The sequence below is a fragment of the Calidithermus roseus genome (assembly GCF_003574095.1).
Classification (GTDB): Bacteria; Deinococcota; Deinococci; order Deinococcales; family Thermaceae; genus Calidithermus; species Calidithermus roseus.
Window position 1 is genome coordinate 1 of record NZ_QWLA01000018.1, and the last position, 23,044, is coordinate 23,044.

19 protein-coding genes and 1 pseudogene are annotated in these 23,044 nt (G+C 64.5%); 12 read left to right on the plus strand and 8 right to left on the minus strand.

Annotation, left to right across the window (positions count from 1 at the left end):
• From Mrose_RS18800 to Mrose_RS06260, 6 genes and pseudogenes are all read right to left on the minus strand, one after another.
• Positions 1-637 (minus strand): annotated as a pseudogene (locus Mrose_RS18800) (hypothetical protein); the annotation flags it as partial.
• A 9-nt stretch (positions 638-646) separates the two neighbouring features.
• On the minus strand, positions 647-1,642 hold the full coding sequence (locus tag Mrose_RS06240) for an ATP-binding protein (protein WP_119276565.1): 996 nt from the start codon (positions 1,640-1,642) through the stop codon (positions 647-649).
• Positions 1,643-1,765: 123 nt separating this feature from the next.
• Complete coding sequence (locus Mrose_RS06245) at positions 1,766-2,536, minus strand: ABC transporter ATP-binding protein (protein WP_119276566.1); 771 nt, start codon at positions 2,534-2,536, stop codon at positions 1,766-1,768.
• Positions 2,536-3,339 carry an ABC transporter permease gene (locus Mrose_RS06250; RefSeq protein WP_119276567.1) on the minus strand — a complete coding sequence of 268 codons (804 nt, stop codon included), beginning with the start codon at positions 3,337-3,339 and terminating at the stop codon, positions 2,536-2,538. Before Mrose_RS06250 ends, Mrose_RS06245 begins: the two co-directional genes overlap by 1 nt.
• A 253-nt stretch (positions 3,340-3,592) precedes the next feature.
• Entirely contained in the window at positions 3,593-4,579 is a 987-nt protein-coding gene (locus tag Mrose_RS06255) for an ABC transporter substrate-binding protein (protein ID WP_119276568.1), read from the minus strand.
• Positions 4,580-4,662: 83 nt separating this feature from the next.
• Complete coding sequence (locus tag Mrose_RS06260) at positions 4,663-5,460, minus strand: IclR family transcriptional regulator (RefSeq protein WP_119276569.1); 798 nt, start codon at positions 5,458-5,460, stop codon at positions 4,663-4,665.
• Between the two features lie 320 nt (positions 5,461-5,780).
• Between Mrose_RS06260 and Mrose_RS06265 the strand changes: the two genes are divergently transcribed.
• From Mrose_RS06265 to Mrose_RS06320, 12 genes are all read left to right on the plus strand, one after another.
• The gene (locus tag Mrose_RS06265; RefSeq protein WP_245969610.1) at positions 5,781-6,581 is read left to right on the plus strand and encodes a c-type cytochrome; all 801 of its coding nucleotides are present in this window, start codon (positions 5,781-5,783) and stop codon (positions 6,579-6,581) included.
• Between the two features lie 72 nt (positions 6,582-6,653).
• Positions 6,654-7,442 (plus strand): c-type cytochrome, encoded by a 789-nt coding sequence (locus Mrose_RS06270; RefSeq protein ID WP_245969619.1) that lies wholly within the window; start codon positions 6,654-6,656, stop codon positions 7,440-7,442.
• A 63-nt stretch (positions 7,443-7,505) separates the two neighbouring features.
• The gene (locus Mrose_RS06275; RefSeq protein WP_119276571.1) at positions 7,506-9,290 is read left to right on the plus strand and encodes a PQQ-dependent dehydrogenase, methanol/ethanol family; all 1,785 of its coding nucleotides are present in this window, start codon (positions 7,506-7,508) and stop codon (positions 9,288-9,290) included.
• Between the two features lie 175 nt (positions 9,291-9,465).
• The gene (locus Mrose_RS06280; RefSeq protein WP_245969630.1) at positions 9,466-11,436 is read left to right on the plus strand and encodes a quinoprotein dehydrogenase-associated putative ABC transporter substrate-binding protein; all 1,971 of its coding nucleotides are present in this window, start codon (positions 9,466-9,468) and stop codon (positions 11,434-11,436) included.
• 142 nt (positions 11,437-11,578) lie between these two features.
• A complete protein-coding gene (locus Mrose_RS06285; RefSeq protein WP_119276573.1) occupies positions 11,579-12,343 on the plus strand; it encodes a c-type cytochrome in 765 nt (254 codons plus the stop codon).
• A 15-nt stretch (positions 12,344-12,358) separates the two neighbouring features.
• Entirely contained in the window at positions 12,359-14,032 is a 1,674-nt protein-coding gene (locus tag Mrose_RS06290) for a pyrroloquinoline quinone-dependent dehydrogenase (protein ID WP_119276574.1), read from the plus strand.
• A gap of 180 nt (positions 14,033-14,212) precedes the next feature.
• Positions 14,213-16,144 (plus strand): ABC transporter substrate-binding protein, encoded by a 1,932-nt coding sequence (locus tag Mrose_RS19775; RefSeq protein ID WP_420808336.1) that lies wholly within the window; start codon positions 14,213-14,215, stop codon positions 16,142-16,144.
• A 9-nt stretch (positions 16,145-16,153) separates the two neighbouring features.
• A complete protein-coding gene (locus Mrose_RS06300) occupies positions 16,154-17,446 on the plus strand; it encodes an ABC transporter substrate-binding protein (RefSeq protein ID WP_119276578.1) in 1,293 nt (430 codons plus the stop codon).
• Positions 17,446-18,474: a beta-propeller fold lactonase family protein gene (locus Mrose_RS06305; protein ID WP_119276580.1), complete on the plus strand. Its 1,029-nt coding sequence runs from the start codon at positions 17,446-17,448 to the stop codon at positions 18,472-18,474. The genes Mrose_RS06300 and Mrose_RS06305 overlap by 1 nt, the downstream gene beginning before the upstream one ends.
• Positions 18,471-19,463, plus strand: coding sequence for a hypothetical protein (locus tag Mrose_RS06310; protein ID WP_119276582.1), 993 nt, complete (start codon positions 18,471-18,473; stop codon positions 19,461-19,463). The genes Mrose_RS06305 and Mrose_RS06310 overlap by 4 nt, the downstream gene beginning before the upstream one ends.
• Positions 19,464-19,465: 2 nt before the next feature.
• Positions 19,466-20,269 carry an ABC transporter ATP-binding protein gene (locus Mrose_RS06315; RefSeq protein WP_119276584.1) on the plus strand — a complete coding sequence of 268 codons (804 nt, stop codon included), beginning with the start codon at positions 19,466-19,468 and terminating at the stop codon, positions 20,267-20,269.
• Entirely contained in the window at positions 20,266-21,153 is an 888-nt protein-coding gene (locus tag Mrose_RS06320) for an ABC transporter permease (protein WP_119276586.1), read from the plus strand. The genes Mrose_RS06315 and Mrose_RS06320 overlap by 4 nt, the downstream gene beginning before the upstream one ends.
• A gap of 3 nt (positions 21,154-21,156) precedes the next feature.
• Here the strand turns inward: Mrose_RS06320 and Mrose_RS06325 are convergent, their stop codons facing one another.
• Positions 21,157-21,648 (minus strand): hypothetical protein, encoded by a 492-nt coding sequence (locus Mrose_RS06325; protein WP_119276588.1) that lies wholly within the window; start codon positions 21,646-21,648, stop codon positions 21,157-21,159.
• Positions 21,649-22,185: 537 nt separating this feature from the next.
• The gene (locus Mrose_RS06330; protein ID WP_119276590.1) at positions 22,186-22,947 is read right to left on the minus strand and encodes a DUF4382 domain-containing protein; all 762 of its coding nucleotides are present in this window, start codon (positions 22,945-22,947) and stop codon (positions 22,186-22,188) included.
• Between the last annotated feature and the right edge of the window lie 97 nt (positions 22,948-23,044).

Sequence of the window (23,044 nt, forward strand, 5' to 3'; positions counted from 1 at the left end):
TCTCGATGAAGTCGGCGATGGCCTGAGCCGCCGGGCGAAGCTGGTCGGAGTTCTGGGTGGGGTTGAAGCCGATGCGAACTTTGATCGGGGCCTGGGCGATGCGCCCCAGCAACCACGGCGGCACCAGCCCCAGCGCCAGGGCATCGAAGAGCTGGGCGCTGTCGGCCTCGGTGAACACCTCGCGCAAAGCAGCCTCGGCAGAGACCTCCTCCCCCGAGAAGCCAAGGTGAAGGCGGGCGGCCTGCCGCACCTTCTCGCTGGGGTGGCTCCGCAGGGCCTCGAGCGCTTCCCGCGAGAGCAGCGGGTTGCGGCACAGCGCCAGCAACGCCTCCTCCTCCCCGTACTTCAAGGCCCAGCGCACGAACTCGGGCCAGCAGGCCGGGCTGCCCAGCAGGCGGTCGCGGCTCTCCGGGCGCATCTCGGCCAGCAGGTTGGGGTTTTCCAACAGCAGCAGGTCCAGCACCGGGTTGCGCAGCACCTCCTCGGGGAAGTGCACCGCCAGCCGCAGCAACACCTGGGTGGGGGTGTTGGGGTTGGCCGCCACCGCCCGGCGCACCTCGGCAGCAGGATGGGTCGCCAGGCGGGCCAGCCGCCGGGGAGGGGTGGTGGTCTGGGTGGCCTCGAGCAGCGCGTTCATCTAAAACACCTAAAACACCAGCTCGCGAAACTTGCTCAAGAACTCCTCGAGCCTCGGTTCGGCCTGGCGCAACTGCGCCAGCTCGCCCAGCTGCCCGCGCTGGCGCAGGCGGGTAAAGAGATCACAGGCAAAAAGCTGCACCCACTCGGGCGGGGCAACCTCCACCATCCAGCGGAAAGCGTGCAGGGCCTGCCGGGCGTTCTCGGCCCGCAGGGTCAAGCCCAGGGTCAGGGCGTAGCGGGCGGAGGGCTCGGCGGGGAAAGGCTTGGTGCTGCGACCCTCGAGGATGTCGGTGAGCTGGGGCAGCACCGCGTAGACCTGCTCGAAGGCCGCGAACTCGGCGGCGGCTCCCTGGCCCACCACCGGGGCGATGTCCAGCCCGGCTCTGAGCAACTGCGAGGCCATCTCCCAGCTACGCGGGCTGGGCCAGGCCGGGTTCTTGGGGTCGAGCTGGTGCAGCAGCGCCGGGCGGAAGGCCAAAAAAGCCAGGATGCGCTCGTGGATCCCGTTGCGGAAGGCATAGGCTTTGAAGCTCTCGAAGTCGGGTTCGACCTCGAGGTGCAAAAAGCGGTTGGCCAGGGGTGCGGGCATGTCGAAGACGGCGGCCCGGTCCTCCTTGCGGTTGCCCGCGGCCCACACGTACCACCCCTCCGGCAACTCGTACGAGCCCACCTTGCGATCGAGGATGAGCTGCTGGGCGATGCCCTGCAAGGTGGGCGGGGCCATGTTCAACTCGTCGAGGAAGAGCACCCCCTCCCCCTCGCGGGGCAGAAACTCCGGCGGAAACCAGCGCGAAACGCCACGCTCGGGCACCGGCAGCCCGCGCAGGTCGGTGGGAGCCAGCTGCGAAAGCCGCAGGTCGATGAAGCCCAGCCCGTGAGCCTTGGCCGTCTGGGCCACAATGCTCGACTTCCCCACCCCCGGCGGCCCCCACAGCATCACCGAGAGCTTGATCCTGTGCTGGATGAGACCCCGCAGGTAGTGCTCGAGCGCATTGGGCGTCACGCTTGCAAGGTGAGGTTACTCGGCCCCGGCTGCTGTATGCCAGGTCACCTTCTGGGTCGAATGCCTCACGCCAGGGTCGAACGCCGGACATTAGGGAATTAATCACTCTGGGGTAAAGCGCCCTCAATCGCTGACGGCGCTGCCCAGGCGGAGGTGGGGTGAGAGCAGGCGCACGGCCTCGCGGGAGAGTTCCCACAAGCGCCGGTCCTCGGGGTCGCGGGGCCGGGGAAGGCGCCCGGTGAGCTCGAGCTCGGCGATGATTCGTCCGGGGTTGGCGGCCATGACCAGCACGCGGTCGGCCAGGTAGACCGCCTCGAGGGGGTTGTGGGTCACCAGAAGCACCGTGCCTTGCTGCTCTTTCCACAGCTCCAGCACCTCCTCGCGCATGCTCATGGCGGTGATCTCGTCGAGGGAGCTAAAGGGTTCGTCCAGCAGCATCACCTCAGGGTCAAGGATGAGCGCCCGCGCCAGGGCCACGCGGTGCTGCATCCCTGTGGAGAGTTGGTTGGGGTAGTAGTCGTAGTAATCGGCCAGCCCCACCCGCCTGAGCCAGCTCTGCACCCGCGCCCCCACCTTGGGGGAGGGAGTGGCCTCGAGGGCGAAGTGGATGTTTTGCCGCACCGTCATCCAAGGCAGCAGGCGGGGCTCCTGAAACACGTAGCCGATGGTGGGACGTGTGGGGCTGCGCGAGTCGGTGAAGCTCACCTGGCCGCTGTAATCGGGGTCGAGACCGCTGAGGATGTTGAGCAAGGTGGTCTTGCCGCAGCCTGAAGGCCCCAGGATGGCCACGAACTCCCCGCTCTTTACCTCGAGGTTCACCCCTTCCAGCACTGCCTTTGGGCCTCGGCTCGAGGAGAAGACCTTGCGCAGGCCCAAGCAGCGAATCCCCGCCATCAGATCACCTGCTCCACGGGCCGCCGCCAGCGGAAAGCGCGCTCGCTCAAGGCCAACATCGAGAGGTCGATGGCCGCCAGCACCAGGGTCATGGCCAGCCCATAGGCTAGGATGCCGCGCATCTCGAACATCTGGAAGTAGAAGTTGATCTGGTAGCCCACCCCGCTGGTGCGGCCAATCAACTCGGCGAACACCACCATCTTCCAGCTTAGCGAGAGCACCCCCCTGGCAGTGCCCAGCAGGTAGGGAGCTAGTTGAGGGAGTACCACCTGGCGCCAGATCTGCCCCCTGGGTCGGCGCAGCGCCCGGGCCATCTCCACAAGCTTGACGTCGATGGAGCGGATGCCCTCGCGCATCTGCACGATCACCTGCGGCACCATGATGATCACCAACGCCACGATGGCCGCCGTGTCATTGAGCCCGATGAGCAAGTAGCACACCACCAGCGGCAGGATGCGGGGGACAGCCAGCCCGGTGACCACCCAGGCTTCCAGCAGGCGGTCCAAGGTCCGCGAGATCCCCACCGCCACCCCGATCAGGACACCCAGGGCCATGGTGATCGCGAAGGAAAGCAGCACCCGCCACAGGGTAATCCAGATATGAACCCACAGCTGTCCGCGCTCGTGTTCGCGGATGAGAAACTCCACCGTCTCCACCGGACCGGGAACCACGGTGCGGCCCAGCAACCAGGACAGGCCCAGCCACACCAGCACGATCGAAAGCAGCGAGAGCAAGCGCAGGCCGAGGGAACGGGAGAAGTCCCCCTGCGAGCGGGTTGAGGTTCGGGCGGGCAGGGCTTCCATGTTACTCCTTCTGTCCTTCGAGTTTCGCGCTTTTCGTAGGTCTGCTCAGTAACATCGCTACCTTTTCCACCTCATCGCGTCCTGCCCACTCGAGGATTCGAAGTGGCTGGCGAACAGGCTGCTGGGCCCGGTGAGGGCGCGACGCGCAGCCCGCATACGCGGCCCAAGGCGTCCGGGTGGCACCTCCGCGCTCGTGGGGCGCAACCGTGCCCACCTGACACCCCGATCCCATCGCCAACCCCTCGAGACGGTCCTAGTCTCCGAGGGGTCTGAACTGCGTGCTGTAGGCTCTGGCGTCGAAACGCGAGACCCCCACCACCTCCGCGCCGGCCACCTGCACCATGCGCTGCACCAGGTTGGTCAGCCCCACCACCACCCCGGCATCCCAGCGTTTGGGCAGACCGGATTCCCAGCGCTTGCGCACCGCCGGCATCAGGGAGCGGTCGGGCAGGGCGTAGAGGTTCTTGTCCAGAATCTCTTGCCAGAAGGCGTCGCTCTCCTTCATCCGCTGGTTGGCGAGTTGAACCGCCTTCAGCAGCCGCCCGATGGTCTCGGCATCGGCGTCGTTTCGGGCGATGATCAGCAGCAGGGGAAGGTCTGGCGGGGCCCCCAGCTCTTTGAGCATGTCCACTGCCGAGATCAGCTCCCGCGCCTCACCCGAGGCCACCTGGCGGGCCACGAAATGCCAGAAGGGCAGGCCCGCGTCGATCTCGCCCTTCCTGAGCAACTCCGCCATCAAGGGGGGAGCCACCGCCACCACCTTGCTGTCTTTCTGCGGGTCGAAACCGTACTTGTAAACCGCCAGCGCCCGCAGGATGAGCAGGCTCTTATCCCCCAGGCTCTGCGCGGCGATGGTCTTGCCCTTGAGGTCGGCGACGCTCTTGATGGGGCTGTCGGCCCGGACCACCACCCCACCCGTCACCAGGCTGTAAGGGTAGACCGCTCGAGCGGGAATCCCCTGCTGCTGGATACGAACCGCCTCGATGAAGTCATCTACCGTGACCTGGACCTCCCCAGCCCGTAGTGCGAGCTGGGTAGCCGCCTTGGTGGGGTACGTCGCCTCCTTGACTTGTATCCCTAGCTGCTTGTCGATGCCAAAACGCTCAATCGCGTAGATCACCCAGCTAAAAGTACCCCCCGCCTGAAGCCCCACCCGGATGGTCTTCGGCTCCTGGGCCAAAGACAGACCGCCCAGCATCAGGGTAGCCAGCAGCGCCAATGCTCTCACGCCCACTCCCATGGCTCACCTCTTTCCTTCCCTTCACTTGAGCTTTTATAGTATACCCCGCTCGAGCCAGTCGATGGCATCGGGAACGCATTCAGCTACCGCTCTTTCACCATCCCCAAGGCCAGTCCCACGAACCCCATCTCCTGGGAAATCTCGCCCGCCGCATCGGCGGCCATGTGCCCGTAGATTTGCAGGTGCTCGTCGTCCATGCGGAAGGCCGGGCCTCCCACCGCGATCGACCCCACGACCCGGCCACCAGAACCAAAGATCGGCGCAGAGACGGCGCGGGTCTCGGGGTCGTACTCCCGGTCGCTGATGGCGTAGCCGCGCTCGCGGGTACGTTCGATCTCACGGCGCATCTGCTTGGGATCGGTGATGGTGCGCGGGGTGTGTTTGGGGAGGGTGGGCAGTTTTCCCAGGAACGCCTGCTGGGACTCAGGGTCGAGGTAGGCCAGTATGGCCTTGGCCCCCGCCCCTGCGTGCAGGTCGAAGTGCTTGCCGACGATCGAGGACCAGCGAATGGCCTTCGTGCTCTCGATCAGATCGATGCACACCGCCCGCTCCCCGTCGTAGGTATAAAGCCCCACGGTCTCGCCGGTCTGCTCGAATAACCGGTACATGTGGCTGGCGGCGGCTCGAGGCAAGGAGAGCGCTGCCTTGCGGTGATTGCTCGCTGCCAGGGCGTTGACCAGGGAAGTCAGGGCCAGCTTGCCGTCGGGCTCGCTGCTCAAGAACCCGGCGTACTCGAGGGTCTTGACGGCCCGGAAGACCTGGTTCTTGTCCATCTGCGTCAGCACGCTCAGTTCGTGCAGTGAGAAACGGTGGGGGGCATGAGCAAAAGCCAGCAAGACCTGCAACGTCTTGTAGGCCGCTTGAATTACATAGCGCTCCATGATTATTTGATTTGATCAAATATACTTGATTCCGTCAAATATCAAACGCCCCCGTCGGATTTGGAAGGAGGGCTCGAGGGCGAAGGCCCCAACAAACTCAAGACTCACAAAGAGGAATCTTCGTGGAGCAGGGCCATTTGAGGCTAGCCTGGCCACGCAGAGTTGAAGTAGGCATCCTTCCGTCTGAGGGTTGTGGTTCTTGCTTGTGACCGCGATGTGGGCTATCTTAAGAAAGCTAAAAGCACAGGGCAAGTGTCGAGGTTGGGGTGCTGTTGCCGCCGCATTTGGCGACACGTCCCAGAAGTCGCGAGGAGGACACGATGCGAATAGTGGTTTGGGGAAGGCGACTCGCCGTGCTCAGCGTCATCTGTATAGCTTTTCTCCCCGGCGCTGTAGCCTATGACCCGGAAGAACCCGATGTACTGGTGGCACAGAGCCCGGTTTATGGACAATACCTCACCGATCTCAAGGGGCGCTCGCTATACCTCTTCACCAGGGACACCAAGAACACCCCCACCTGCTATGATCAGTGCGCCCAGAACTGGCCGCCCCTTCTCCTGGAGAAAAACAACAAACCCCTGGGCGACAAAGGGATAGATGCAAAGCTGTTGGGCACTGCCAAGCGCAACGATCTCAGTTCCTTGCAGATCACCTACAACGGCTGGCCGCTGTACTACTTCGCCCGCGACCAGAAGGCCGGGGACACCAACGGCCAGGGGGTGGGCGGGGTGTGGTTTTTGGTCTCGCCTAAAGGTGAGGCCATCAAGGCCGCGGTGACCCAACAACCGGCAGGAGCGGCGGCCCAGCAACCCGCAGGGGCCCAGGCCGACGCGCTGCTGGCCCAGCTCAAGACCGAGGGGCAGGCCGTCTATGCCCGTATCTGCGCTGCCTGCCACGGCGCTGAAGGCCAGGGAGGGGTCGGTGTGAAGCTGGCGGGCAACTCCTTATTGAGGAATGCGCGCTATATCGCGGGCCTGATCATTGGCGGGGGCCAGCAGATGCCCGCTTTCGGCAGGCTGCTCTCCGACCGGGAGATCGCGGCGGTGGCTACGTATGTTCGGAATTCCTGGGGCAACCAGTTTGGCGTAATCACCGAGGAGGAGGTGAAGGCCGTAAGGTAGCAGACCCGAACACGGGTCTCAAAGACAAGGGGCAGCGTTAGGGAGGGAATTGCGGTTGCCATGGGGGTTGGTGTGAGGAAAGCCTCTGCGTGGATTAGCCTGAGCGGGTTTCTGCTGCTGCTTCTTCAAGCCATCGCCCAGCAACCGGCAGCTCAAGCTGAGGATGTGGTCGTCAAGGTCGTTCATCACAAAATTGGCGATTACCTGGCCGATGCCAAGGGGCGCTCGCTGTACCTCTTCACCAACGACACCAAGAACACCCCCACCTGCTACGGCGCATGCGCCCAGAACTGGCCGCCCTTGCTGGTCAGGGGCAAGCCCGTAGCCGGTGAAGGGTTTGGCGTGATGGACGACTTTTACGATGGCCGGCTTCTGGGTACCGCACAGCGCACGGACGGCAGCACCCAGGTGACCTTCAGTGGCTGGCCGCTGTACTACTTCGCAGGCGACAAAGACCCCGGAGACATGAAGGGCCAGGGAGTCGGCGGAGTGTGGTTCCTGATAACCCCCAGAGGGGAACCCATCAAAGAAGGTGTGGCGGCCCAGCAACCCGCGGGGGCCCAGACCGACGCGCTGCTGGCCCAGCTCAAGGCCGAGGGGCAGGCCGTCTATGCCCGTGTCTGTGCCCCCTGTCATGGCCAGGAAGGCGAGGGGGCAGGCGGTGTGAAGCTGGCGGGCAACTCTCAGCTAGGAAACGTTCGCAACGTGATCGGCCAGATTGTCGGTGGGGGGCAGGAGATGCCCGCTTTCGGCAGGCTGCTCTCCGACCGGGAGATCGCGGCGGTGGCCACCTACATCCGAAATTCCTGGGGCAATCAGTTTGGCTTGATCACGGAGGAGGAGGTGAAAGCAGCGAGGTAAAAAGACGAGCATGCTCGCATACTTCGGCCTCGGCACACACGAGTACTAAGGGAGGTAAGTTGAATGCTTAAAAGTCGGCTTTTGATGAAGTTGGCCGTCATCCTGGCGGTGGTCCCGATCAGTGGAGTTCTGGCCAACCAGGAGCTGCTATACCTCCAGCAAGATGCCGCCCAGTGGGCCATGAGCAGCAAGACCTACAACGGCTGGCGCTACAGCCCCTTGAACCAGATCAACACCGGCAACGTGCGCAACCTGCGGGTAGCCTGGACCTTCGCCCTGGGCATTCAGGATGACGGGGTGGAGGGCGAACCGCTGGTAGTGGGCAACACCATGTACATCGTCTCCCCCTGGCCCCACCAGGTCTACGCCCTGGACCTAACCCAGGACGGCACCATCAAATGGATGTACGAGCCCAAGCTGGACGAGAAGTACAAGGCGGTAACCTGCTGCGGACTGATGGAGCGCGGCTGGTCTTATGCCGACGGCAAGCTGATCTTCAACACCGTCGACGGTCAGACCATTGCCCTGGACGCCCGAACCGGCAAGGAGGTTTGGAAGACCCAGGTCGGTGAGCTGGCCAAGCAGGAGGCCATGACCGCACCCCCGCTGATCGTGGGCAACAACGTCATCGTGGGCATGGCCGGGGGCGAGTTCGGCAACCGGGGCTGGGTCACGGCTTTGGACCTCAAGACCGGGCAGCGCAAGTGGCGGGCTTACAGCACCGGTCCCAACGAGGAGATGCTGATCGGCCCCCGCTTCAAGCCCTTCTACGACCAGGACAAAGTGCCCAACCCTGGGGTTTCCACCTGGTTTGGCGACTCCTGGCAGCGCGGCACCGCCACCACCTGGGGCTACATGACCTACGACCCCGAGCTGAACCTGTTCTACTACGGCACCAGCAACGGTGGCCCCTGGAACCCCAAGTACCGTCGGGACCCCAACGACCCGAGCCCCACCAAGTGGAGCAACAAGTACGTGGCCTCAGTGCTGGCCCGTGACGCCACTACCGGCGAGTTGGTCTGGGCCTTCCAGTTCACTCCCCAGGAGATGTGGGACTACGACGAGATCGCCGAGAACATCCTGGTGGACCTGCGGATTGGCGGCCAGGTACGCAAGGCGCTGGTCCACGTGGGGCGCAACGGCTTCTTCTACGTCCTGGATCGCACCACCGGCGAGTTGCTCTCGGCCACTCCCTACACCCACGTCAACTGGGCCACTGGATACGACCTCAAGACCGGCTTCCCCCTCTATAATCCCGACAAGATCCACAAGGGAACTGGGGTGGTCATCCAGGACATCTGCCCTAACCTGATCGGCGGCAAGAACTTCCAACCGGCCTCCTACTCCCCGCGCACCGGCCTCTTCTACTTCACCGCCACCAATCTGTGCATGGACCAAGAACCCCTGGACGTGGAGTACAAGCCTGGCGAGCGCTACGTGGGCATGCGCAACGTACATAAGCCCAGCCCCGCGGGGGACCACCGTTCTGAGCTGATCGCCTGGGACCCCATCAATCAGCGCCGGGCCTTCACCATCAAAGAGCCCTTCAACAACCGCTCAGGCACCATGGTTACCGCCGGTGACCTGGTCTTCTACGGCACCGTCGACGGCTGGTTTAAGGCGCTCAACGCCCGCACGGGCGAGGTGCTCTGGCAATTCCGCACCGGGGCGGGCACCTTCGCCAACCCCATGACCTACCTAGGGCCCGATGGCAAGCAGTATGTAGCCCTGTTGGTGGGCGCCAAAGGCCAGGGGAACCGCCCGGTAGATCAGGACGACGTCTTCAACGGCCTGATTGGCAAGTACTCGCGACGGGGCAACGTGCTGTTTGTCTTCAGCTTGCCATAAAAGCCAAGGCGCAAGGGTGGGGTAGCCCCCACCCTTGCCTTTACCCACAGCACAGAGGTGATCCTTGAGAAGAGGGGGCAGGGGAGGCCACCATCATGCGGCTTATTGGCTTCTCCCATGGATCATTGGCCTGGCCTGCCTCTCAACGGGAAAGGCCCAGGAGTGGGAGTTGCGGGTGTGCGCCGACGCCAATGGCCTCCCCTATTCCGATCAGCAGCAGCAGGGCCTTGATAACCGCATTGCCGAGGTACTGGCCCAGGATCTGGGGGCCAGACTGAGCTACGAGTGGTGGCCCCAGGGAGCCAGCACGGTCCAGTTCAAGCTGCGTGAAGGTCACTGCGACCTGATCATGGGGGTAGGTGAGAGCTATGAGGGCATGCTCTCTACGATCCCCTACTACCAGAGCAGCTTCGTGTTCGTCTACCGGGAGGATAGCCCTTATCAAATCGAGACCCTGGACGACGAAGTGCTGCGCCGACTCCGCATCGCCATCGAGACCGCTGGCATTCCGCCTTTCGAGGCGCTGGCCAACCGAGGTTTATCGGAAAAAACGGCGATCCTCGAGGCAATAGACCCCAACGACCGCACCCGCTCCCCCATCCTCGAAGCCGTGGCCGGGGGAGAGGTGGACGTGGCCATCCTGTGGGGGCCGGTAGCCGGCTATTTCGCCAAGCGGCAACCGGTGAAGCTCAAGGTAGTGCCCATATCCCCGGAGTTCGAACCCCCAGCGCTTTCGATGGTTTACCCCGTGACCATCGGCGTCAGAGCAGGGGACGAAGCCTTTCGGGACCGGCTCAACATCGCCATCGCCCACCGCTGGGAGCAGATCCAGGCCATCCTGAACGAATACGGCGTGCCCCAGGTTCCCCTGCCAGCACCGCTGGCGCAGACCGAGGAGGAGCCGGCCCAGGCTTTCAAAACCCTCCGTATTGGCCTGGTGATCCCCACCCAAACCGGAAGCATCCCGGTCAGCTCCTCGATCTACGAGGACGCCGGTGAGGCCGCACGCCGGGGGGCCGTCCTGGCGGGGGATGAGTTAGATCAGCAGGCGGAGAGCATGGGGATGCGGTTGAAGGTTCTTCTGGCGAGCGCCCCGAGCGCCGAGGCTGCCTTTCGCGCCGCCGCACGGCTGGTGGCGACCGAGGGAGTCTTCGCCCTTATCGGCGGGATAGGCCAGGGGCAGGCCGAGGCCCTGAGCCGGCTGGCCGAGCAGCGCCGGGTGCTCTTCCTCAACATCGGCTCGCCCTTCGACCGGCTGCGCCAGGAGGCCTGTGGCCGCTACACCTTCCACCTGGAGGCCAGCGCCGCCATGTACCTCGACGCCCTGGCAGCCTGGTTCGCCCGCACGGGCCTGCGCCGCTGGTTCGTGGTGTACCCGGACTCCGACGAGGGGAAAACCCTCTATCGGCGGGCGCTCGAGGCCCTCCAACGGCACCCTGAAACCGGCGAGGTGGGCAGGGCAGCGGTGCGCCCAAGGCAGGCAGACTACACGGCTATAGTCCAGGAGATTCGCAGGGCAAACCCACAGGGAGTCCTGTTGCTGCTGGATGCTCAGGATCAGCTAGCCTTTCTGGGTCAGTACGAACTCGAGGGCCTCGAGGCCCAGGTAGTCGCCTTCCCTGAGTCCATCGCCCAGACCCGTAACTTCCTCATCGCCCTGCGGCTGACGGCCCCCCAAGCGGGCGCCGGCTACCGGGCGGCTTTATGGGAGACGTCTTTGCAAAGTGGAGGAGCCGGTGAACTCAACGCCCGCTTCACCTCGCGCTGGGGCGAGCCCATGGACCCCCCGGCCTGGGCAGCCTATGCCTCGGTTAAGGTGCTTCTCGAGGCGGCCTCCTCCAATAAAGGGACGGGAAGTGCCGAACTCGTAGCCTACCTGGAAGACCCCAAAACCTCCTTCGACCTCTACAAGGGGGTGCCCCTCTCCTTCCGCCCCTGGGACCACCAGCTCAGGCAGCCGCTCTACCTGGTCAAGCCCGACCCCGAAGCCCCTCGAGGCATCGACCTATCCCACAAGGTTGGCCTGGCCCAACTAGTCGGCCAAGTCCCGGAGATCCCTCCAGGAGCCGATCCCGTACCCCTGCTCGACCGGCTGGGAGACCCGGCCCAGGGCTCGAGCTGCCGCTTTCCAGGAGAGCAGCAGTGATCGCCAACAGTTCCACGAGTATCGAAAGAAATGTGAGGCTAGCCACTGCACCGCGACGGTATTCGCGATATTCAAGGAGTCGGTTTTCTTCAAATCCGGATTTTCAAAGCCGCCTCGATATCACAGATAAAGGAGGTCCACTGTGAGGGAATGGTTTGTCCTCGGGGCCCTCGGCCTGGCCGGGCTGGGTGCGCTCGCCCTACAACAACAAGCCGCAGAGGTGGTGGTCCAGACCAGTGAGCACCAGGGCTACGGCCAGTACCTCACCGACGCCCAGGGACGCAGTCTCTATCTCTTTACCAACGACAGCAAAAACACCAGCAACTGCTACGACCAGTGCGCTCAGAACTGGCCACCCTTGCTGGTCAAGGACAAGCCCGTGGCCGGCAAGGGTGTGGCGGCCAGCCTTTTGGGCACCACTCAGCGCAGGAACGACACGCTCCAGGCCACTTACAACGGCTGGCCGCTGTACTACTTCGCCCGCGACCAGAAGGCTGGGGACACCAACGGCCAGGGGGTGGGCGGGGTGTGGTTTTTGGTCTCGCCTTACGGGGTAGCCATCAAGCCTCCGCAGCCAAGCCCGGCGGCAACTCCTGCCACCCCAGAGCCTATGGTCGCTGCGGCCCAGAACCCTGAGCTTATGAGGGCGGGCGAGGCAGCTTTCAAGGCCAATTGCGCCATGTGTCACGGGGAGCAAGGCCGGGGAAACCCAGCCCTGGCCGAGAACCGCAAGCTTCAGGACGCCGATTTCGTCATAAGACAGGTCCTCAGAGGCTCACGCTACATGCCCGCCTTCGGGGACAGGCTCTCGGATCGAGAAATCGCAGCGATCATCACCTTCATCCGCAACTCCTGGGGCAACAATTACGGAACAGTTACGGAGGGGATGGTCAAGACACGGCGGTAAAGCTGGAGGTGTCTCATGGGAACGCAAGGGAAGAGCTACTCGAGGGTTGTTGTAGTACTCGCCATGCTGGCCTTGCCAGTGGCAGTGGCCCAGACTGAGCAGGAGCTCCTAAATCCCCCGGCTAGCGAGTGGCCGACCTATGGGCGCAACCTGGAGATGCACCGCTACAGCCCTCTCTCCCAGATTAACACCCTCAATGTGACCAGGCTTCGCATGGTCTGGAGTCGCAGCCTGGGCTTCAGAACCGATGCCCAGTTCTCACCGGTGGTCTACCGGGGGATCATGTACATCCCCGCTCCCGACCGGGTCATCGCCCTCAACGCCACCAATGGTGAGCTGGTATGGGAGTACAAAGTCAAGCTGCACGAGAAGACCGGGTCTCTCGCTGCCAGCCGGAATCGCGGTGCCGTTGTGGTGTTCGACGGCAAGGTCTACCACACCCTGGGGGATGGCCGGGTGGTAGCCCTGGATGCCAGGACCGGCAAGGAGGTCTGGAGCACCCAGGTCGGCAAGATTGAGTTTGGTGAGGGGTTCACCTCTGGCCCCATCTTCGCTGGGGGCAAGATCGTTGTTGGCCCCTCGGGCGCCGACATCGGTGGGGTTAACGGACGCGTTGTGGCCCTGGATCCCCAGAACGGAAGGATTCTCTGGACCTTCAACACCATTCCCCAACCAGGGGAGCCTGGCTTCGAGACCTGGGATCCCCCCACGGCCGCCCAGTGGGGAGGGGGTTCGGCCTGGAACGTCGGTGCCTACGATCCAGTTACCAGGACGGTGATCTATGGGGTTGGTCAGCCCATCCCATGGGTCGCCAAGGACTTCCGAAGGGGTGATAACCTCTACACGGCTAGCTGGGTGGCCCTGGATGTGGATACCGGGAAGCTGAAGTGGCACTATATGGTCATTCCCAACGACGAGTGGGACCTTGACCAGATCGCTACCCCCACGATCACGGATATGCGCATTGACGGGCAGACCCGCCGGGTAGCCCTGCTGCCTACCACCACGGGCTTTCTGCTGCTCTTCGACATCCGAAGCGGGCAGATGATCAAGTGGTACCAGATGGTACCCGAGGTCACGATTCACAAGGGTTTCACTCCGGACGGCAAACCCATCATCGACGACACCTTCAGGTACCAGCAGGCAGGCGAGAAGAAGTTGGTCTGCGCCTTCCGCTGGGTGGATTGGGAGCCCGCTGCCTTTAGCCCACAAACAGGTCTTTACTATCGTCCTAACACCTACGACTGCGCAAACCTGAAGAACGACCCGCCCCCAGCCGATTGGAGGCCTGGCCAGAACCCCATCAACGCCGAGTTTGAATACCTTACCGATCGCTTTAACCGCTACGGAGCCCTCTCGGCCATCGACCCGGTCACAGGCAGGGTGGTGTGGGAGTTCGGATACGGGTACCGGAACTTCAACGGGCCGGTAGTGACGGCAGGAGGTGTGGTGTTCAGCGGCTTCATGGACCGGGTCTTCCGGGCCTTCAATGCCAGGACCGGGGAAGTCCTCTGGCAGCAGGTCATGCCGGCCTACATGCAGACCGACGCCATCACCTACATGGTCGAGGGCAAACAGTACGTGGCCGTGATCGCGGGAGGAGCCGGCACATTCTTCCCCCACAGGCAGACCGGCCTTCCTGCTCCAGTGGAGGGTGAAGTCACGGCCTTCGTCTTCGCCCTGCCGTGAAGGGGCCTGAATAGCGAGGGGGTGCCCCCTGAGAAGGCACCCCCTCATCCTCCAACCTCAGTAAGGATTTATATGACCTTCAAAGAGTGCGGCCACCTCCACCTCATAAGGACGCTGATGGTCATAGGGACCCTCATAGTTCCAACCGCCCTGCAGTCGCAGGGGGCGATGGCCTGGGAGATGCGGGTGTGCGCGAACCCCGACGACCCACCTGCTTCCAACGAGAAGCTCGAGGGGTTTGATAACCGTATTGCGCAGCTCATCGCAGATGAACTAGGAGCCAGGCTAAGCTACGTCTGGGGCCCATCAGACATACGTATAGTCCGCGATTATCTCCGTACCGGAGCCTGCGACATGGTGATGGGGGTGCCGGATGGGTATCTGGGTGTCTTGAGCACCGTACCGTACTATCAGATACCCCACGTGTTCATTTATCGGGCAGACAGCCCTTTTGAAATCCAGTCGCTAAATGATGAGATTCTCAAGCGTTTACGGGTCAGCACCTACCCATTCAGCCTGCCTCACCAGGCCTTGCGCAACCTGGGCCTCGAGGTCACCCTGCTCCAGCCAGCCCGGATATTCACCCAACTGGACGTGGCCGCCCCAATTATCCAAGCCCTTCTGAACAAGGACATTGACGTCGCCATACTCGATGGTCCAGTGGCTGCTTATTACGCCAAGCAACATCCTGAGCTCAAAATTGTGCTGGTCTCCCCCGAAATCGTACCCCCCTTGCTGCCAATGTTCCAGATGGGAACGATCGGGGTAAGGCAGGGAGATGTGGCACTGAGGGACCGGCTTAACATCGCCTTAGCCCGCAGATGGAACGATATCCAAGCAGTTTTCCGTGAATATGGCATTCAGTTTTCACCGTTACCCAGGCCAGAAGTCGTTGGTCCGGGTCAAGCCGACCTCGAGCCACTCCGTATCGGTGTGGTGCTGCCTACCCCCACCGGCAACCCGGCCGTCACCGATGCCGCGGGTTTTGCGGCCCGGTCCGGAGCCGTGATCGCCGAGGATTTGCTAGGTGGGATAGCCGCCAACCAGGGGATGGACCTGCAGATCCTCCCCGCCAGCGCTCCCAGCGCCGAGGCTGCTCTACGGGCAGCCCAGGGCCTGGTAGCTACGGAAAAAGTCTTCGCCCTCATCGGCGGGTTGGGGGAAGGACAGGCTCAAGTGCTCAGCAAGTTCGCCGAGGAGCAAGGTATTTTGTTCTTCAACGTTGGTGAACCCAGCGAGACCCTGAGGAAAAGTTGTTACCGCTACACCTTCCACATCGAAGCCAGCGCGTCCATGTACCTGGACACCCTGACAGAGTGGTTTACCTCCCAGGGGTACCGGCGCTGGTTTTTTCTCTACCCCGGCTCCGAGGAGGGAAGGGCGCTATATCAGCGTGCTCTGGGAGCGGTGGTGAATCACCAGGGACAGGAGGTAGGCCGCGCCGAGGTTCCCCCTGAGCGCCGGATCTATCAGGACATTGTCAGCCAGATCCAGCGAACCGCCCCCGACGTGATTCTCTCTTTCCTGGCCCCCGAAAATCAGGATTTTCTCCTTGCCCAGATAGATACCGCCACCTTTAGAACCCCGATAGTGAGTTTCCCCTACCCGGTCACCCAAGCCCGCAACTACTGGATGCGAATTCGGCAGTCTACCTCATCTGCCGAAAGAACCTATCGCGCGGCCCTGTGGGAGGCCACGTTAGCTAATGGGGGCGCCAGGGATCTCAACGACCAGCTCAGCTCCCGAACCGGCAACCCCACGGACCCTTCGGCCTGGGCCACCTACGCAGCAGTGAAGCTCCTACTGGAGAGCGTCCTGTCCACCGGCAGCACCGAGGCTTCCCGCCTGATCGCTCACCTGGAGGATCCCAAGACCTCCTTCGACCTCTACAAAGGGGTACCCCTTTCCTTCCGCTCCTGGGACCACCAACTGCGCCAACCTCTCTTCGTCGTCCAGCTCAACCCCAAGGCCGAAATAGGCACCCGGCTCTCCCAGCAACTGGCCCTAGCCCAACTAGTCGGCCAAGTCCCGGAGATCCCTCCAGGAGCCGATCCCGTACCCCTGCTCGACCGGCTGGGAGACCCGGCCCAGGGCTCGAGCTGCCGGCGCTAAGGAGGTGTGATGCTGAAGCACCCGCTGACTCGCCGCCAGGTCCTGGCTTTTGGCGGCAGCGCCCTGGCCCTGGGCACCCTGCGAGCCCTGGCCCAGCCCAAGGAGGAAGTCCTGCGCCTGGGCGTGGTGCTCCCCTCCCAGCCGAGGTCCGGCCTGGAAAGGGCGGTGGTGGAAGCTGCGCGAATGGGCCTCGAGATGGGGCGAGACGAGTACGGCTTCAACGCCAGCCTGGTGGGGCAGCGCCTAGAAGTGCTCCTGCGCACCGCCTCGGACGCCCAGGCAGCCGTGCGGGAGGCCGAGCGGCTGGTGGGAAGTGAGGAGGTCTATGCCCTGGTGGGAGGATTCGGAGGCCAGGCCGAGGCCCTGAGCCGGCTGGCCGAGCAGCGCCGGGTGCTCTTCCTCAACATCGGCTCGCCCTTCGACCGGCTGCGCCAGGAGGCCTGTGGCCGTTACACCTTCCACCTGGAGGCCAGCGCCGCCATGTACCTCGATGCCCTGGCGGCCTGGTTCATCCAGGCAGGTTTCAGAAACTGGTTCGTAGTCTATGAGGATGGCGCGGAGGGTCAATCCCTGTACCAGCGGGCGCGCAAATCCCTCCTGGAGCGGCACTTTGGCGCCAGGGAGGCGGGGCGGGCCTCGGTCTCTCCGAGCCGGCCCGACTTCCGGTCGGCCCTGGAGGGCATCCGGCGGGCCCAGCCCCAGGTGGTGCTCCTGCTGCTGGGCGCCGAGGCGCAACTGGCCTTCCTGAGCCAGTACGAGGCCGCGAGGCTCGGCGCCGCCGTGACCGGCTTCCCTTACCCGGAGGCCCAGACCAGGGCTTTCTTCGCCGCCTCTCGCAGCCGGGCTCCCAGAGCAGGCGCCGGGCACCGGGCGGTACTGTGGGAGGCCAAGCTCGACGCTTATGGGGCCCGCGAGCTCAACGCCCGCTTCCGGGAACGCTTCAAGAAGCCCATGGACCCCCCGGCCTGGGCCGGCTACCAGTCGGTCAAGCTGCTCTTTGAAGCGGCATCCTTCGGGGGAAGCCTGGAGGGCCCCAGGCTGGTGAGCTACCTGGAGAACCCCACGACCGTCTTCGACGTGCACAAGGGCATTGGGGTCTCCTTCCGCCCCTGGGACCACCAGCTCAGGCAGAGTCTCTACCTGATCAAGATTAACCCCCAGGCCAGGGATGACTGGGACCTCGCCGGCCTGGTAGGGGAACTCCCGGCCATCTATCGCCCCGGCACCGATCCCATCGAGCGGCTCGATCAACTGGGCGACCTGCGGCGCGACTCGCGCTGTCGCTTTGGAGGAGGACGCTGATGCGAGTGCCTTTGCGCTTTCTGATCTTCGTCGGCTGCCTTGGCTTGGTAGCCCTCCTGCCGACTTCCCTTGTCCAGCAGCAGGCCGTCACCTACCGCGCCTACGTCTCCAACGAGTACGGGGCCAACGTTACCGTCATTGACGTGGCCACCGACACCGTCATCGGCACCATCACCGTGGCGGGCCGGCCCGGCGAGGTGCGCCCCCGCGGCATGGCGGTGAGCCCGGATGGCCGCACCATCTACGTGGCCCTGAGCGATTTTCAGCCCATCCTCGAGGTCCCCGAGGACAAGATCGTGGCCATCGACGTGGCCACCAATCGGATCAAGGCCGAGTACCGGGTGGGAAGCAACCCCGAGCGGCTGGCGCTCAACCCGGAGGGCACCCAGCTTTGGGCCGCCAACGAGAACGCCGCCCGGGCCACCGGCTTCGATCTGGAGACCGGCAAAACCCTGGGCGAGTTCCAGACCGGGGTGGAGCCCGAGGGGGTGGCGGTGAGCCCGGACGGGCGCTTCGTCTACGTCACCGGCGAGACCAGCCACACCGTTACGGTCATCGACGCCAAGGAGCTAAAGCTAGTCAGACACTTCCTGGTGAACAACCGTCCTCGCTTCGTGCTCTTCTCGCAGGACGGCTCTAAAGCCTACGTCTCCGCCGAGATCGCCGGCACGGTCTCGGTAATCGACGCCAGAGCACACCGGGTCATTCAGACCATCTCGCTGGGGCTCGACTCGCGCCTGGTGGAGATGGCCCTCTCCCCCGACGGCAAGCGCCTCTACGTGGCCGGGGGCGGGACTAGCGCGGTCTACGTCATCGACACCGAGAGCAACCGGGTGGTGCGCACCATCCGCGAGCGCATGGGCCGCCGCCCCTGGGGGATCACCATCACCCCAGACGGGAAGAAGATCTACACCGCCAATGGTCTGTCCGACAGCGTCTCGGTCATCGACCCCGTGAGCCTGAGCGTGGTGAAGAGCATCCCCGCCGGGCGCGGGCCGCACTCGGTGGTCATCGGGGTGGTGCGATGAGAAGGGGTCTAGTGATCGCGGGGGTCGTAGCAGCTTTGGCCTGTGCCGCAGCGGTCTTCATCGAGCGCGCGGAGGAACTGCGCTTCCTGTGGGCCAGCGAGGTTCTGGGCATCCGGCTGCAAGCCCTGGTCCTCGAGCCGAACGAGGAGCAGGCCGAAAAGGTGCTCCACAGCAACCTTCCCCTCTTCGCCGGCAGCCTCGAGGCCAAGGACCCTGCCCTGCTGGGGGAACTGGAAGAGGCCCTGGAAGGGCTCGAGGAGCGGGTAGAAGCCAAAGACACCGTCAGGCTCGAGGCGATCTCCCAGCAAACCCAGGGGCTTCTGGAGCGGGCCCGGCGGCGGCTGGTGCCCGAGAGCGACCCCACCCTCCAGGCCGCCCTGATCGCCCAGTTGGTGCTGCTGGACGACGGGGTGGCCGAGAGCTACGAGGACGCGGCTCGAGGGGAAGAAGGGGCTTACCAAGTGGGCCGGGTCGCTCTGCAGCGGGTCAGGACGCTGTGGCAGGGCTTGAGGCCCGCGCTGGCCGGGCGTGCCGCGGAAGAAGTAGCCAGGGTGGAAGAGGGCCTCGATACCCTCGGACGGCTCTTCTCCTCCCCCACCCCTCCAGCCCGCTTCCAGGACCCGGAAGACGCCGAGCAGGCCGCGCTGGACATCACCTTCGCCCTGGCCGCGGCTGCCGGGGCCGAGTTACTGCCCCAGGAGCTCTCGGAGGCGCTGGCCCTGGTCGAACACCAGGCCGACCAGGGCTGCCGGGTCTATCCGGAGAGCAGACGGCGGCTGGCGCTGGAGAAGATCGCCGCGGCGAGCCTGTACTATAAGACCTACCTCGGCGATACCCTCCAGACCCTGGCTCCCGAGATCAGCCAGCGGCTGAACCCTCTCCTAGAGGAGCTTTCCGGGGCGATCCAGGCAGGAGAGGCCGCCAAAGTGAGCACAGACTGTAAAACACTGACAGACGTCCTGGCCCAAGCCAGGGATACACTAAAGTAAACATGCTTATTGTCGAATGTCATGAGCTGGGACGCCGCTTTGGCGCGGCGGTGGCGGTGGAAGGGCTGAGCTTCAGCGTGGCCGAGGGGGAGCTCTTCGCCTTCTTGGGCCCCAACGGCGCCGGCAAGACCACCACGCTCCATATGCTCACCACCATGCTCGAGCCTACCTCGGGCTGGGCCAGGGTAGCGGGGTTCGACGTGGTGCGGCAGGCCCCGGCGGTGCGGGAGAGCATCGGGGTGGTCTTCCAGGAGCCCGCGCTCGACGAGCGCCTCAACGCGCGGGAGAACCTCGAGATCCACGCGGTGCTCTACGGCCTCCGGGGCCCCAGGCTGAAGGAGGCCATCGCCCAGGCGCTGGAGTGGGCCAGCCTGGCCGAGGTGGCCCACCGCCCGGTGCGTACCTTCTCCGGGGGGATGAAGCGGCGCCTCGAGCTGGCCCGGGCCCTCATGCACACGCCGAAGATCCTCTTCCTCGACGAACCCACCCTCGGCCTCGACCCTCAGGGCCGCCGGCACCTGTGGGAGCGCATCGCCACCCTGCGCGGGCAGGGCCTGACGGTGTTCATGACCACCCACTACCTGCAAGAAGCCGAGGCCTGCGACCGGGTGGGGATCATCGACCAGGGCCATCTCATCGCCCTGGACACCCCCGCTGCGCTCAAGCTGAAGGTGCTGGGCAAGGCCGAAGGCAGCCTCGAGGAGGTGTTCCTCGAGCTCACCGGACGCAAGCTGCGCGACGAGGAGGCGAGGCCCAGGGATCGCCTACTGGGCTTCGCCCGCAGGGGAGGGGAGCACACCCGATGAGTACCCTCGCCTCCCCCACCCGTACTTTCTCCCTCGAGCCGGCCGTGGTCTGGGCAATGTGGCGGCGCGAGTTGCTGCGCTACGCCCGCGACCGCTCGCAGATCTTCGGCGGCTTCTCCCGCACGGTGTTGTGGCTGATCATCCTGGGCTTCGGCCTGGGGGCTTCCTTCCGCGACATCGAGGGCTACACCTATGCCCAGTACATCTTCCCTGGCGTCATCACCCTCAACATCCTCTTCGCCGCGCTACAGTCGGCGGTGGCGCTGGTGTGGGACCGCGAGGTGGGGTTGCTGCGCGAGGTGCTGGTCTCCCCCGCCCCCATGCTCTCGGTGGCGCTGGGCAAGCTGCTGGGGGGGGCCAGCGTCGCAGTGATCCAGGGCTCCATCCCCCTGCTCTTCGCCCCTCTTATCGGGGTCAGTCTGAGCCTCAGCAGCCTGCTGCTGGCCTGGGGGGTGATGGCCTTGCTGGGCCTGAGCGTCACAGGGTTCGGGGTGGTCCTGGCCTCGCGCATGGCGACCTTCGAGGGCTTCGGCAGCATCTCCAACGGCGTGATCCAGCCGCTGTACTTTCTGTCGGGCTCGATCTTCCCCCTCAAGGGCATCATCGGCGGGGTGGGCTTCTTGGACCTCCCCGACGCCCTGCGGCGGCAGTTGGAGCTGCTGGGCATCCACACCATCGGCGGGGGCTGGGTGGTGCAGCTTCCGGTGTGGTTGCAGGTGCTGGTCTACGCCAACCCGGTGACCTACTTCCTGGACCTGCTGCGCGCGGTGAGCCTGCGCTACCAGCAGTTGCCCATGGCCGCCGACCTGGCCGTGGTGGCCATCGCCCCCCTCCTGACCACCCTGCTGGCCACGCTGGCCATGAGCCGGATGCGCCGACGCTAACGCTTAGCTCGACGCCCCTGCCGCCGACTCCTCGAGCGACCGAAAGGCGATGACCGCGGCCAGGGCCGCCACCTCCGGCGGGGCTTCGCTCATCAGGCGCACGTCCTTGCCGTCCACGCGGCCCCCGATGCGCCCTTTGAGTTCGCCTCCGGCGTGCTCGAGCCTGACGTCGTTGCCGACCAGGCTTCCCCCGAGGCGGCCCTGGACCTGGCCGTGAGAGAGTTCGAGCTCGAGGTCCTGCCCCAAGGTGTTGCCCCCCAGTCGCGCCTCGACCCTGCCCGGCTGGAGGCTTCCGGCCACGTCGAAGCCCTCGAGGCTGCCCCCCACCCGCCCGGTGATGAAACCGCTGTGCAGGCTGAGGTCCACATCCTTGCCCACCACCGCCCCGCCGATGCGGCCTTTGAGGTGGGTGCCGTCCCAGGTGAGCTCGAGGTCGAAGCCCGCCGTCGCTCCGCCCACCCGCCCCCTGATCCGCTCTGCCTTGCGAATACCCATGGCCTGATTGTGGCGCAGAGCCAGGCGCGATGCAAAGCGAGCAGGGACGAGAGGCCCCTCGTCCCTGCTATCGCAGCCGGCGTAGCTATCGGCGACTGCCGTCGGCTAGGGGGCCGGCTCGAGTTCGATGGTTCCCAGGTTGGTGTCCTGCTCGGCCACCACCTCCACGTTCTCGAGGAGCTTCTCCTGTTGACACTCCCACGGATGAATCCAGTGGGATTCTTGGGCTCACCACTGCGCCCCAATCGAGCGTCTTACACGGTGATGCACGGCATTTCAACCGTCTCCTCAAGCGTGACTTCCCGTGTGCCCCACGGTACGGAGTTTGGTCATCGCACGGCTTGGTTTTCGCCGCAACTGACCGAGATTCACACGCTACAGGTTTTACCCGTCCAGCGCTTCGTGAACGGAACCCCCTACCCGTACTCTCAAGAACCTCGGGAATCGCTCTTCCCGATGGGCATTTTACCACACATCAGCCGCCCACCATGCCATGTCCGCCGAAAGCGGACGTGGGGGAGTCCATGTATCCCAGGGCTAAAGCCGCTGGGTTTTATAGCTCCCCCACACCCCCTCGCTTCTATAACCCTCCGCCGTCACCCTGACCTTGTAGCTGCCCGCCACCACAGCCACGATCTTGAAAGCGCCGGTCGTGGGGTCGGTCAGGGTGCTGGCTACCTCGGTGTCCGTGGCGTCCAGCACGCTAACTGGAGCACTCAGAGGGTTGCCCGAGCCTGCTGCTACCACCGTCCCTGAGATCGAGCCGGAGATGACCTTGGCCACGCCGCGGATCACGGGCTTGAGCAGGTAGTTGTGGGAACCGGGTGGGGTCTCCACGATGGACTTGGCCGCGTCGAAGTCGAGCAGCAAGGTGGTCACCTCGGTGGGCTTGACCTCGAACTTGATGTCGAGCTTGATCCCGCTCTGAAGGCCGCTGGGCACGGTGACGGGGTAGGTGGTGTCCACCCCGTTCTCCTCGAAGACGATCGAGGCTTCGCTCACCACGAGACGAAGCTGGGTGTAGGAGCCCGCCGGCAGGGCCTGGTCCCCCAGGACGGCCTCGGCGCCATTGCGCAGGCTCAGCAGGTCGAAGGTCTGCGGGGTGGCGACCACGGTCTCCCAGGCGTAGCCTTCGCGGTGGGCCTGCACCTCGCTGATGGTCACGTAGACGTGCTTGGCGTCGGCGGGGGCGTCGGTCAGGAGAATTCGGAGCTTTCCCTGCCCCGAGGGCTGCCCCTGACAGCCGGAAACGATAAGGGCCAGGAGCAACCCAGCCAACAACTTCGATACTTGCCTCATGAAGCACACCTCCTGTTGTGAAGCCTATGCGGGGTGGGTAAACGAGGGATTAACGGGCAAGTTCGCCGAGGGCAGGAGGCAAACCCCGGTTCAGTTG